Source organism: Mesorhizobium sp. WSM4815, from assembly GCF_055811575.1.
On the sequence record NZ_JBVVQS010000095.1, the window covers coordinates 57836 to 69926 of the forward strand.

The 12091-nt window shown below is 61.3% G+C and carries 10 protein-coding genes and 1 tRNA gene; 4 read left to right on the forward strand and 7 right to left on the reverse strand.

What is annotated here, in order from left to right:
- Positions 1-6 precede the first annotated feature (6 nt).
- The 3 genes from AC0L2B_RS17480 to AC0L2B_RS17490 all read right to left on the reverse strand — a co-directional run bounded on the left by AC0L2B_RS17480 (position 7) and on the right by AC0L2B_RS17490 (position 2605).
- Positions 7-1269 carry an ABC transporter substrate-binding protein gene (locus AC0L2B_RS17480; protein ID WP_473746243.1) on the reverse strand — a complete coding sequence of 421 codons (1263 nt, stop codon included), beginning with the start codon at positions 1267-1269 and terminating at the stop codon, positions 7-9.
- Positions 1270-1718: 449 nt separating this feature from the next.
- Positions 1719-1793: transfer RNA gene (locus tag AC0L2B_RS17485), tRNA-Val, on the reverse strand.
- Positions 1794-1921: 128 nt separating this feature from the next.
- Complete coding sequence (locus tag AC0L2B_RS17490; RefSeq protein ID WP_473746244.1) at positions 1922-2605, reverse strand: phosphoglycolate phosphatase; 684 nt, start codon at positions 2603-2605, stop codon at positions 1922-1924.
- A 166-nt stretch (positions 2606-2771) separates the two neighbouring features.
- Here AC0L2B_RS17490 and rpiA point away from each other — a divergent pair, with 166 nt between their 5' ends.
- The 3 genes from rpiA (at position 2772) to gor (ending at position 5586) form a co-directional block, all read left to right on the forward strand.
- Complete coding sequence (gene rpiA / locus AC0L2B_RS17495; RefSeq protein ID WP_473746245.1) at positions 2772-3500, forward strand: ribose-5-phosphate isomerase RpiA; 729 nt, start codon at positions 2772-2774, stop codon at positions 3498-3500.
- Entirely contained in the window at positions 3487-4053 is a 567-nt protein-coding gene (locus AC0L2B_RS17500; RefSeq protein WP_091590973.1) for a DUF2059 domain-containing protein, read from the forward strand. The genes rpiA and AC0L2B_RS17500 overlap by 14 nt, the downstream gene beginning before the upstream one ends.
- Positions 4054-4197: 144 nt before the next feature.
- On the forward strand, positions 4198-5586 hold the full coding sequence (gene gor / locus AC0L2B_RS17505; RefSeq protein ID WP_473746246.1) for a glutathione-disulfide reductase: 1389 nt from the start codon (positions 4198-4200) through the stop codon (positions 5584-5586).
- Between the two features lie 116 nt (positions 5587-5702).
- Here the strand turns inward: gor and AC0L2B_RS17510 are convergent, their stop codons facing one another.
- The 3 genes from AC0L2B_RS17510 to AC0L2B_RS17520 form a co-directional block, all read right to left on the reverse strand.
- A complete protein-coding gene (locus tag AC0L2B_RS17510; RefSeq protein WP_473746247.1) occupies positions 5703-7607 on the reverse strand; it encodes an ABC transporter ATP-binding protein/permease in 1905 nt (634 codons plus the stop codon).
- Positions 7608-8122: 515 nt separating this feature from the next.
- Positions 8123-8803: a DsbA family oxidoreductase gene (locus AC0L2B_RS17515; RefSeq protein WP_473746248.1), complete on the reverse strand. Its 681-nt coding sequence runs from the start codon at positions 8801-8803 to the stop codon at positions 8123-8125.
- 23 nt (positions 8804-8826) lie between these two features.
- Positions 8827-10641, reverse strand: coding sequence for an extracellular solute-binding protein (locus AC0L2B_RS17520; protein ID WP_473746249.1), 1815 nt, complete (start codon positions 10639-10641; stop codon positions 8827-8829).
- A 232-nt stretch (positions 10642-10873) separates the two neighbouring features.
- Here AC0L2B_RS17520 and AC0L2B_RS17525 point away from each other — a divergent pair, with 232 nt between their 5' ends.
- Positions 10874-11503, forward strand: a complete 630-nt coding sequence (locus AC0L2B_RS17525; protein WP_091590984.1) for an invasion associated locus B family protein — start codon at positions 10874-10876, stop codon at positions 11501-11503.
- 142 nt (positions 11504-11645) lie between these two features.
- On the opposite strand, the gene hspQ is transcribed toward AC0L2B_RS17525, so the two are convergent.
- Positions 11646-11969: a heat shock protein HspQ gene (gene hspQ / locus AC0L2B_RS17530; protein ID WP_023801843.1), complete on the reverse strand. Its 324-nt coding sequence runs from the start codon at positions 11967-11969 to the stop codon at positions 11646-11648.
- Positions 11970-12091 lie beyond the last annotated feature (122 nt).

Here is a 12091-nt window from a genome sequence, read left to right on the forward strand (position 1 = left end):
ACAGAACTAGCGGTGACCGTAGCCACCATTGCTTTCGATGTCAGCGTCGATCTCGTCGACCGCCGCGTCAAGCGTGTCGGCCACGTCGGCGCCATTGGCGATATCGGCCAGTGCCTTGGTGAAGACCTTGGCCTGGACCACGTAGCCCGGGGTGACCGGGCGCACCAGAGCTTGTGCCTTGGAGAGGTCGAAGAACACCGCGAGCGGGCCGCCATCCTTGTAGTTCTTCGTCATCTGCGCCGCCGAGGGCGTCGGCGGGATCAGGCCGATGCCGTCGGAGAAGGCGGCCAGGTATTTGTCCTGCGCGGCAAACTTGATGAACTCGGCAGCGCCTTCCGGATGCTTGGACTTGGCCGAGACGCCGAATTGCCAGGATCCCGCGCCGATCTTGTTGCCGGCGCCGAAATCGGGGGCTGGAAGGAAGACAACGTCATCCACGGCTTCCATCGTTGCCACCGCGCGCCAGTTGCCGTTCCACTGGAAGGCGAACTTGCCGCCGATGAAACCGGTCTGCTGATCGGCCGGGTCCTCGCTGGTGCCAGGTGCATAGCCTCCGGTAAACAGCGCTTGCCACCACTTGCCGAACGCCTGCGCAGCCTCGCCGTTCAGCGCGCCTTCCGCGTTCTTGTAGGTCGAACGGTCGACAATGTCGCCGCCGAAGCTCTGCAGGAACGGCGAGAAGGCGTAGGAATACCACTCGGCCTGGTCGTTCATGCCGAGATCAAGGGCGAATTCAAACTTGCCGGAGGCCTTGGCGGCATCGAGCGCGGCCATGAATTCCTCGCGCGACCAGGGCTTGTCGAGGGTCGGGGTGCGCAACCCCAGCTCGTCCAGCGTCGATTGGCGTGCAAAAAGCGCCACCGCCGCGTCCCACAGACCGACCGAATAGAGCTTGCCGTCCCACACGCCTTTGGTGCCGGGCAGGAAGTCGGCGAACTCGCTCTCGTCGATCGGCAGCGGCTGCAGATAGCCGGCCCAGGCCCAATTGGGCATGACGGGCCCGTCCACATCCAGGATGTCGGGCAGGTTGCCCGCCAGGGCCGCCGCCGCGACGGAATCATTGTAGCTCTTCTCGGGGAAGCTCTCGATGGTCACCGTCCAGTCGGACTGGCTGGTGTTGAAGTCGGAAATGATCTGGTTGAGGATTCGCGACTCCACCTCATTGCCGGCGCCGTGATACCACATGGTCAGCCTGGTCTGCGCCAGCGCGGGCGCACACAGACAGGTCGACGCGATCACCACACCGGCAAGGTGTTTTGTCAGGTTCATCGGTTATTCCTCCCTTTCGACTTTAAGGTCGCCGGCTGGATCCAAGGTCGAGGCCGCCAGGACAGCGGGCCGGGAAGCCAGCGCTCAGATTCGGGTCGGCCGCTACGGGCCCTTGATGGGGTCCAGCAATGTTCGCGGAAGCCGGACGCATTTGCAATTGCGCAGTTTCACCTAATCGGAGCAGGAGGTCGACGGCGATTTCCCCTCGTCAGTTCGCGGGCCACTGAGATAGCAGTTCACCTAGGACGATTTTATCCTGCGTCAACTTTCTCCCGGCCGCGTTCAATGTGCAGCTTGAGCGATTCCAAGGGTAGACAGCGCCTTGTGATGTGTCCCCGGCTGCCTGGCGAATCGCATGAACCGGGTCATGGCAAACCTTGCGATGAGGCGGAAGTTCGAAGCGTAGGCGGCTCCGAAGCGGATGGTAACTTTGTACGGGAAGCGGGTATTGGTGGGCGATGCAGGGATTGAACCTGCGACCCCACCCGTGTGAAGGGTGTGCTCTCCCGCTGAGCTAATCGCCCGCTCGTTGCCCGAAGGCCAAGCGCGCCGCGATATAAGGGAGGCCGGCCGGGGAAGTCAAGGCGATGTGCTGGCGTTCCGACGAAGACCGAATGCAACCCCGCCGGGAGCGGTCCGGTCGCCGTCGCGCTCAGTGCCCGGCAGCGGCAATCAGGCGTTCGGCCAGACCAAGCGTCAGCGCATCGAAATGCGAGATCACCGCCGACGGTTCGAATTCGCGCACATGGCGGTCGGTATAGCCGAAATCCACTGCCACCACGGGAATGCCGGCCGCCTTCGCCGTATCGATGTCGGTCTGCGAATCACCGACCATCAGCGCGCGGTGCGGATCGCCGCCGGCGAGCACGATGGTTTCGGTCAGATGGCGCGGGTCGGGCTTGCGGAACGCAAACGTGTCCTGACCGCAAATCGCCGCGAAATGCTTCGCCAGGCCGAGCGCCTCGATCAGCGCCACCGAGTTGGCTTCGTATTTGTTCGTGCAGACGGCCAAGAGATAGCCGGCTGCCTCGAATCGGGCGATCGCCTCGACGACGCCGGAGTAGGGGCGCGATTTGCCCGGGATGTTGTCGGTGTAATGATCGAGGAAGAGTTTTAGCAATCGGTCGTGTTCCTCCACCACCAGCGATCTCTGCTGCGCGGCGTGCGCGCGCTCGATCATCACCCGGCCGCCATGGCCGACGAAGCGCTTGAAGCCGGCTTCGTCGACGGCTGCGAGTTCGCTGGCGGCAAGGCTGTGGTTGAGGCTGTCGAGCAGGTCCGGCGCTGTGTCGACCAGCGTCCCGTCGAGGTCGAACACGATGATCGGTCGGGTCATGGCATGTCCTGTGACGATTGCGCTGCCGGCAGGCGATAGCCGCTGCAGCCCATCCAGGCAAGCCGTGCCGGCTCAATCCACAGGGCGTCAATCCACAGGGCAAAGTCTTTGACCGGACGGGCAAAGATGCTAGGAGCGCCGAAACAAGCGAAATCCGGGGCAAAGCATGGATGCGAGGCAACTGAAGATCGAGGCCGCGCGGGCGGCACTTGCCCATGTCAGCGATGGCATGCGGCTTGGCATCGGCACCGGCTCGACGGCCGAAGAGTTCGTTCGGCTGCTCGCCGAAAAGGTCGCCACCGGACTTACCATTCTCGGCGTGCCGACCTCGGAGCGCACCGCCACCCTCTGCGGCGAGCTTGGCGTGCCGCTGTCGACGCTGGAAGAAACGCCCGAGCTCGACCTCACCATCGACGGCGCCGACGAGATCGATCCGGAGCTGACATTGATCAAGGGCGGCGGCGGTGCGCTGCTGCGGGAAAAGATCGTGGCGGCGGCTTCCGCCCGCATGATCGTCATCGCCGACCATTCGAAGATGGTCGAGACGCTCGGCCGTTTTCCACTGCCGATCGAGGTCAACCCGTTCGGCCTGCGTGCCACTGAAATCGCGGTCGCCGCGGCAGCCGGAAGGCTCGGCCTTTCCGGCCCCGTCACATTGAGGATGACGGGAAGCCAGCCTTTTGTTACAGACGGCGGCCATTTTATCCTCGATGCATCTTTTGGCCGCATTCCGGATACAAGAGCGCTTTCGAATGCTCTCCATGCCATTCCGGGCGTGGTCGAGCATGGTCTTTTCATCGGGCTGGCATCAGCGGCCATCATAGCCGGCGACGGCGTCCAAACCGTCCATGCCGCCCGAAAACCAGGGAGTTCTACCGATCATGACGTTGCATAACCGGGTTCGCCGTTTTTCTGCAATTCTGGCAGCTTCGGCCGTCTTTGCGTTTTCATCGCCGGCGTTCTCGCAGGACGTCAGCGAAGGGCATCTGAAGGCGGCCCGCGCCGCAGTCGCGGCGATCGACGCGACGGACCCGTTCGACAACATCCTGCCGCAGGCCGCCGCCGCGCTTCAGCAGCAGCTTATCCAAAAGAACCCGGACATGCAGGAGCTGATCGGCAGAACGGTTAGCGAAAAGGCTCTGGCGCTGGCCTCGCGCCGCGCCGATCTCGAGAAGGAAGCGGCCCTGGCCTATGCCAAAGTATTTTCCGAAAAAGAGCTTACCGAAATCGCCGCTTTCTACAATTCCGATACCGGCAAGAAACTGCTCGACAGCGGCCAGGCCGTGACGCGTGAGCTGCTCAAGGCCGCCGAGATATGGCAGAACGGCCTCGCTCGCGATCTCGCCCAGCAGGTCGGCGAAACGCTGGCCGCGGCGGCAAAGGCCACAGCACCGTCAAATGCCGCGGCTCCTGCTGATGGCACGCAGCCGGAAGCACCGAAGAACTGAACCTGTTTCCGGCGGCGTCATCGCTGCTGGACCGGAAAGCCCGCCTCCGTTGCGCGTCCGACAGGATGCGCGGCGTCCGGGCTTTTCTTTTGGCGGTTTGCAGCCTACCTGTCTCAGACATTTTGAAGGGCAAGGAGCCGCGCCATGGCCGTCTATGACTACGATCTTTTCGTCATCGGCGGCGGCTCCGGCGGGGTGAGGGCGGCGCGCGTTGCGGCGGCACTCGGCAAGCGCGTCGGTATTGCCGAGGAATACCGCTATGGCGGCACCTGCGTCATCCGCGGCTGCGTGCCGAAAAAGCTCTATGTCTATGCCTCGCAATTTCCCGAGCACTTTGCCGACGCCGCCGGTTACGGCTGGACCGTGCCGCAGGCGAGCTTCGACTGGCAGAAATTGGTTGCCAACAAGGATCGCGAGATCAGCCGGCTGGAAGCCATCTACAGGAAAAATGTCCAAGGCGCCGGCGGCGAGACGTTTCAGTCACGCGCCATGCTGGTCGATCCGCATGCGGTGCATCTTCTCGGCGAGGACCGCACCGTCACCGCCGACCAGATTCTCATCGCCACCGGCGGCCGCCCGGCACCGCACCCGGCTCTGCCCGGCCATGAGCATTGTATCTTTTCCAACGAGGCCTTCGATCTCAAGGAATTGCCTGACGCGATCATGATCGAGGGCGGCGGCTATATTGCCGTCGAATTCGCCAACATCTTTCACGGCCTCGGCGTCGACACCACGCTGGTCTATCGCGGCAAGGAGATCCTCTCCCGCTTCGACATGGATCTCAGGCGCATGCTGCACGAGACGATGGAAAAGAAGGGGATAAAAATCCTCTGCCATGCCGTGTCCGAATGGGTCAGGAAGCGTCCCGACGGGCGCCTCGACGCTGTCGTCACCGGTGGCAAGGTGCTGACGGTCGATCAGGTCATGCTCGCCATCGGCCGTCTGCCCAATACCGAAAACATGGGGATTGAGGGCGTCGGCATCGAGATGACCAGGACCGGCGCTATCCATGTGGACCAATATTCGCGCACCAGCATCGACAACATCTGGGCTATCGGCGACGTCACCAACCGCGTGCAATTGACGCCGGTGGCGATCCATGAGGCGATGTGTTTCGTCGAGACCGCCTTCAAGGACAACCCGACCGCGCCCGACCATGACACGATCGCCACCGCGGTGTTCTCGCAGCCCGAGATCGGCACGGTCGGCCTATCGGAAGACGAGGCCATAAAGCGGTTTTCCGACGTCGAGGTCTACCGCGCCACCTTCCGGCCGATGCGCAACACGCTGTCGGGCCGCGACGAAAAGATGCTGATGAAGCTGGTGGTCGACGGCGCCTCGAAAAAGGTGCTCGGCGCCCATATCCTGGGGCCTGATGCCGGCGAGATGGCGCAGCTTCTCGGCATTCCGCTGAAGGCCGGACTGACCAAGGATGACTTCGATCGCACGATGGCCGTGCACCCGACCGCGGCGGAAGAACTCGTCACCATGTACAAGCCGACCTACCGGGTGAGGGACGGCGAGCGCGCCTGACGTTTTTCCCACACCCTCGCCAACGGAGCACTCGATGCTCGCAAGCAATGGCGCCGCAGCACCCGACCACAGATCACAATCCGATGCGACACTGTGCAACGATATTCTGTTCGCCGCTATTTCTGCCTGATGCGGCGAGGGAAGCGCAGCCATCTTTCCTCGACCGGCCTTGTTTCCTCGACTGGCCTGGGGTGCGCGAGGATGGTGGTGAGCTCGACCGGCAGGCTCGGCGCCAGCGGCTTTTTGGTCGCGACGCCGTCCGCGATGGCAACGATGCTGTGGTAGAATTCGGCGCCTGAAAGCGACCTTGGCGGCACGGCCTCGTGCATGATCGAGATCACCGTGACATCTGGACAATTGTCCTTGATCGCTTGATGGAAAGCGATCTTCCCTTCCGGATCGAGCGCTCCGGTCGCTTCATCGAGGAACAGCAGCCCCGGCTGCTGCAGCACGATACGAGCGACAACCAGCTTCTGTTTCTGGCCGCCCGAAAGCACCTGGTCCCAGCTCATTCCGTCGCGGCTCTCATCGCCCATGTGTTCGATGAAATCGCCAAGGCCGGCTTTATGCAGGGCCGATGCAACCTGCGTGTCGGTGTGATCGCGCTCTGAACCGGGCAGGCAGACCAGTTGCTTCAGCGAGACCTGCTGCAGCTTGACCTCCTGGGCGGCATAGAAACTTTCGACCCCTTCCGGAAAGACGATGGAGCCGCGGCCATAGGGCCACAGGCCGTTGATCGCCTTGATCAGCGATGTCTTGCCGCAGCCGGATTCGCCCTTCAGGAACGTCCACTCGCCACGCCGGAAGCGCAAATTCGCGGCACTCAGGAAGGGCGTGGCGTCCTCGCCCTGATGGGTCAGCTCGAGTTTCTGGATGGTCAGGCCGAAAACCGGGTTCTGACGGTCGTAGCGGAAATCGGAACAGCCGGTGAGACTATAGAATTCCTGCGGGTGTTGGACGTTTTCGATCGCGTTGGCGAGTTCGGTCACGCGTAGGCTGTTGGCGCGCAGCGCCGCAATGGAAGGCATGACATGGATGAACCACGAACATTGATTGATGAGTGAGTTGACCATCTCGGAGCCCGTTATGTAGCCCTTGAGGTCGAAACGGTTGTGGATATAGGGCACCAGGCCCGGCGCATAGGCGACAATGCGGGCGCCGATGAAAGTGTAGACCAGCTCGAAAGAACGATAGCTGGTGTTGACGATGTTCAGCCTTGCCCAGGTCCGGTCGATGTCGACATAAAGCCGTTCGTGCATCGTCTTTTGCACATTCTCGCCCTGGGAGGCGGCGACATGGAAACTGCGGCGCAGGAACGTGGTCAGCTCGCCGCGATAACTGCCTTCGGATTGCTGCATCCGGATGTTGATCCGTTCCAGCAACCTGCCGAGCTTCACCGCGATCCAGGTGTTCAGCGGCACGTAAATGGCGACCGCCAGGAAAGCCAAGACCGCGCTGCCATAGCTGCCGAGGAACTCCAGCCCTTTCACCTCTGCCGAGGTTTCAAGCAGTTTCCGGCCGACGAAATAAAGCGATGTGGCGACAGCCATCACCCCGATGGCGAGGCCGATGGCTCCGCCGGTCATGTCCTTGATCGATTCCTGGACACGCTGGTCGATGTTGTCGGGGGCAGCAGCGCCGGAGGAACCGTGCTGAGCATGGAAATGCGTGTGATTGGTGTCGAGAAGCGCTGCGTTGAAACGGCTGTCCAGCCAAGCGCGCCATTTGCGATGCAGCGTCGCGGAAACAAAAGTGCGGATGCCGGTAAAGCCCGCGTCCTTGAGCACGACCAGAAGGATGAGCACGCCGGCGTTGGTGAGCAGCGATGCGAGCGGCGTGGTGTTCGCGGCGTCGTGGTAGAAGGCGATCGAGTTGACCAGTTCCCCGGATGCTTCGGCGAACCAGACGCCAGCCTTGCTGGAGAGCGCGGTAAACAGGGCGATGACCAGCGTCAGCGTCCAGGCCTCCACCCAGCGGTCCGAGAACCAGTAGGCCCGCATCAGTCCCCAGAAGCTGCGCATCGAGGAAACCGGTGTCAGGAGCGGCGACCTTGCGGCACCGCGGAGCCATTTTTCCGATATTGAATGTCGCCCTGGTCTACCGACCCGAATCACAATCCCGCCCAACCCTCTTTTAGTTTTGTTACAGACAGTAACACCAATTGATCATTTTCCATTATCTTTTCTCGGGCTGTCGAGGATTGAACCCCTGGCCGTTGCCATTAAGCAACAGCGGCAACGCCTTGCGAGGTCGCCCTCGACGCAGATTACCCGTCTAATATCAATGAGTTGCTGATTCACGTGTGCAAGCGTCAGCATCTTCCCCAAGGGAAAGCTTTTTGCACAGTTTTGTTATGGGAAGAGCGTGATCGATCGGCCGATTTTTATGCTGCGGAAGACGAATCGACGCAAAGCGCGCCGTCATCTTTGTTGCCATATCGACCTAGCGGCAGCCGGAAAGTGACCGGAGGGCGTTGGCCCGGAGGGCGTTGGCTGCTGTGGCGATGTCGCCAAACGCGCCTATGGAAGGACGTCTATCAGTTCGCTTTCTTCAACTCGCCCCGCGCCTTCGCCGCCGCAACCTGGCGAATGGCGTCGGTGAGCGTGTCAACGTCTTGCGCGCCCATCACCGCATACTTGCCCTCAAGCAGAAAGCACGGCACGCCCGTGATGCCCATGCTCGATGCGGTGGCGATTTCGGTGCGCACCGCCTCGACATCTGCGTCCGTCGGCAAAAGCGTCTCGACGACGGACGCATCCATGCCGGCCTCGCGGGCGGCGTTGATCAGCACGACATGATCGCCGAGATTGGCGCCTTCCTCGAAATTCAACTGGAACAGACGTCGAACCAGCCGGTTCTGCATGACCTCGCCGGCGGCACCAGCCCAACGGATGAGGCGGTGCGCGTCCAGCGTGTTGGGCGCGACCTTTATGGCGGCGAAGGCGAAATTGATGCCCTCGGCTTCGCCCAATGGCTCGATGCGGGCGTGGATCTCGCTGACGCGTTCGTCGCTGCCGAATTTGGCCATCATGTATTCGCGGCGATCCTTGCCTTCGGGCGGGATGGTTGGGTCGAGCTGGAACGGCCGCCAGCGAATATGCACCTCGACCTCGTTTGCCGCGGCGATCGCCTTGTCGAGCCGCTTCTGGCCGATGAAGCACCAGGGGCAGACGACGTCGGAGACCACATCTACGGTAATCGACTTCTCGTCGCTCATCTTGATCTCCTGTTCCGAAGAGGTCACTTCGGCTTGCGCCACCATGTCGGCAGTCGATAACCGGATATGGGGGTCTTTCGCGGATGTTCCAGATAGCTCCAGTAGGCGAGCCATTGCTGCGTGTTGTGCTGCATCGGAACCATGTAGTGGCCGGAGATCAACAACCTGTCGAGGATCCGGACGGCGGCAACATAATCTTCGCGGCTGCGGGCGTCGACAATCGCCTCAAGTGCTGCATCAATCGCCGGATCGGCGACGCCGGCAAGGTTGAACGACCCTTCGGCATTGGCGGCAGCCGATCCCCAGCGCCCGAATTGCTCGATGCCCGGCGACAGCGAGTTCTCGAAGCCGCTGGCGCCGATCAGCACCTCGAAATTGAAACGTTGCTTGCGTGACTGGATCTGGTCGCCGTCAAGGCTGCGGATTGTGACATCGATGCCGATCTTCGCAAGCGTGCGCTGGTAGATGGCGGCAAGGCGCTCTTCGTTCTGGGAGGCGGTCAGGATCTCGAAGCCGAAGGGTTTCCCCTCGGGATCGAGCATCACTCCATCGTGCAGGGCATAGCCCGCGCTCTTGAATATGTCGAAGGCAGCTTTCAGCACCCTGCGGTCCTGGCCCGAGCCGTCGGTGACAGGTGGCCGCCAGGTGCCGTCCATGACATCGGCCGGCACACGACCCGGGTAGGGTGCCAGGAGCGCCTTTTCCCTGTCGTCGGCCGGATGGCCGAGTGCCGACAGCTCGGAATTCTGCCAATAGCTCATGGTGCGCATGTACTTGCCGCCAAACAAGTTCTTGTTGGCCCATTCGAAGTCGTAGAGCATGCCGAGCGCGCGTCGAACCACCGGATTGGAAAACTTCTGCAGCCGTGTGTTGAACAGGAACCCCGTCACCACTGGCGGGATGCCGGTGTCGAAATTTTCGGCGATCACGTCGCCCTTGTGGAAGGCCGGGAAGTCGAGATCGCGCTCGCGCTTGACCGGATCGCTGTCGTCAGCGATAGCGCAGATGCCTTTCTTGAAAGCTTCCAGCTTGGCGTTGGCGTTGAGGAAATATTCGATGGTGATCTGGTCGTAATTGTCGAAACCGCGCTTGGCGGGTATGTCCTTGCCCCAATAATTCGGGTTGCGCTTGAACACGATGCGCTGGCCAGGCGCCACGTGCGCCACGGTGTAGGGGCCGCTGCCGATCACCGGTTTCAGCGTGGTCCTGTCGAAGGTCGCCTTGTCGAAAGCGTGCTTCGGCACGATCGGCGTCATCGCGATAACCAACGGAGTCTCGCGATTAGCCTTGTCGTTGAATGTAAAGCGCACGCTGCGGTCGCCGGTCTTTTCCAGTTTGGCGACCATGCTCATGCGGGCGCTGTAGGGTGGCCGGCCTTTCTCGGTAAAGACGTCGTAGGTGAACAGCACGTCTTCCGCAGTCACCGGTTGGCCATCAGACCATTTGGCCCTCGGATCGAGGTGGAATTCGATGCTCTTGCGCTCCGGATCCATGTCGGCAGTGTCGGCAAGCAGGCCGTAAAGACTGAAGGCCTCATCGTCATTGCGCTGCATCAACGGCTCGAAGACGAGATTGCCGAAAACCCTGTCGATCATGCCGCGTGCCGTCGTGCGCAGGCTTTTCAGGATGAAAGGGTTGAGATTGTCGAAGCTGCCAACGACGCAATAGGTGATGCTGCCGCCCTTCGGCGCATCGGGATTGACGTAGTTGAAATGCGCATAGTCGGCCGGCAGCGCCGGCTCGCCCTGCATGGCGATCGCGTGTTTTGGCTCCGACAAGGCCGGCTGGGGCGAAAGGGTGATAATCGCGGCGATCAGCCAAACAAGAACGCGGCCCATGACCGTCTCCTTACCGGGTCGGCTTGATGATTCGGAGCGCACCCTAACATGAGCCGACCGCCTCCCGGTCAATCGCGAGCTCAAGAATTGCTGACATCGGGGTGGATTCGGCACCGCCTGCAGTGTAACACGCCGTTCGAAGTCATTCTGTTGCCTCATTTCGGCAACAGTTAGCTGGACCACACGGCGCGAAGAAGCCGGTCCCGGGATCATTTGAGAGGAAGTGCACGATATGACGAGCCTGAACAGCAACGCGTACCGCCTGTCGGTCATGGCCGCTGGCGTGGTCGGCTTTTTGGGCGCACAGCTTCCCGCTGCTCTCGCGCAGCAGCAACAGCAGATTCCGCAGGGCTGGTTCAAAGCCTGCACCAAGCAGGAAGACGTCGACATCTGCAATGTCCAGAACATCACCACTGCCGGCAACGGCCAGCTCGTCACCGGCATCAGCCTGATCGAATTGAAGGGCAAGGTAAACCGCAAGGTGTTCCAGGTGACGGTTCCGAGCGGTCGCCTGATTCCTCCCGGCATTGGCCTCCAGATCGACACCGCGAAGGCGCAGAAGCTCGACTATGTGATCTGCTTCCCCGACCGCTGCGTGGCGGAAGTGCCGCTGACCGATCAGCTCATCAATTCCTTCAAGAAGGGTTCGAACCTGACGCTGACCTCAGTCAATTTCCAGAACCAGCCGAACCCGATCAAGGTCGCTCTGACCGGCTTCAGCGGCGCCTTCGACGGGCCGCCGCTGCAGCAGTCGGACATCGAGGATCGGCAGAAGAAGCTTCAGGATTTCGTTGCCAAGAACAACCAGGACTTCGCCAAGAAGCTCAAGGAAGAGCAGGACAAGGCGAAGACCGCCAACTGATTCCTGAGGCAAACAAGACAATTTCTCAAGCCAACAAAAAGCGGGGTCATGCCCCGCTTTTTTGTTCCGTCCGGCCATTTGTAGGCCCGCAATCGCGTCAGGTCCCCGCGATTTTCGTCAGGTCCCCGCAATTTTTGTCAGGTCAATGTCTTGACTGGCGTCTCGGCTCGTAGCGTCCGTCCGGCCTCTTGTCGAACATCTCGCCGATCTCCGGATGCCGCACCGGTTCGCCAGACCGGTCCTCGAGCAGGTTCTGCTCAGACACATAGGCGATGTATTCCGTTTCCGAATTCTCGGCGAGCAAGTGGTAGAAGGGCTGGTCCTTGCGCGGCCGCACATCCGCCGGGATCGCCTCGTACCATTCGTCGGTGTTGGCGAATTGCGGGTCGACATCGAAAATGATGCCGCGGAACGGAAACAGCCGGTGGCGGACCACCTGTCCGATCGAAAATTTGGCTGTTTTCATCATGGTACTCACCACTAAGTCCTCAGAGTGCCGCGTCCTTGGAATGCGCAAAGACTCCCTAAGACCTTGAATTTACGCGTTACGCTTCAAAAAATCGAGCCCGACTTATGGCTGATACCTGA

What these genes read in the sequence shown, in the direction of transcription:
- AC0L2B_RS17510 (WP_473746247.1), bottom strand. Translation starts at nt 7,607, where the DNA reads ATGCGCAGCTTCTGGGGACTGATGCGGGCCTACTGGTTCTCGGACCGC.
- hspQ (WP_023801843.1), bottom strand. Translation starts at nt 11,969, where the DNA reads ATGAAAACAGCCAAATTTTCGATCGGACAGGTGGTCCGCCACCGGCTG.
- gor (WP_473746246.1), top strand. Translation starts at nt 4,198, where the DNA reads ATGGCCGTCTATGACTACGATCTTTTCGTCATCGGCGGCGGCTCCGGC.
- AC0L2B_RS17515 (WP_473746248.1), bottom strand. Translation starts at nt 8,803, where the DNA reads ATGAGCGACGAGAAGTCGATTACCGTAGATGTGGTCTCCGACGTCGTC.
- rpiA (WP_473746245.1), top strand. Translation starts at nt 2,772, where the DNA reads ATGGATGCGAGGCAACTGAAGATCGAGGCCGCGCGGGCGGCACTTGCC.
- AC0L2B_RS17480 (WP_473746243.1), bottom strand. Translation starts at nt 1,269, where the DNA reads ATGAACCTGACAAAACACCTTGCCGGTGTGGTGATCGCGTCGACCTGT.
- AC0L2B_RS17500 (WP_091590973.1), top strand. Translation starts at nt 3,487, where the DNA reads ATGACGTTGCATAACCGGGTTCGCCGTTTTTCTGCAATTCTGGCAGCT.
- AC0L2B_RS17525 (WP_091590984.1), top strand. Translation starts at nt 10,874, where the DNA reads ATGACGAGCCTGAACAGCAACGCGTACCGCCTGTCGGTCATGGCCGCT.
- AC0L2B_RS17490 (WP_473746244.1), bottom strand. Translation starts at nt 2,605, where the DNA reads ATGACCCGACCGATCATCGTGTTCGACCTCGACGGGACGCTGGTCGAC.
- AC0L2B_RS17520 (WP_473746249.1), bottom strand. Translation starts at nt 10,641, where the DNA reads ATGGGCCGCGTTCTTGTTTGGCTGATCGCCGCGATTATCACCCTTTCG.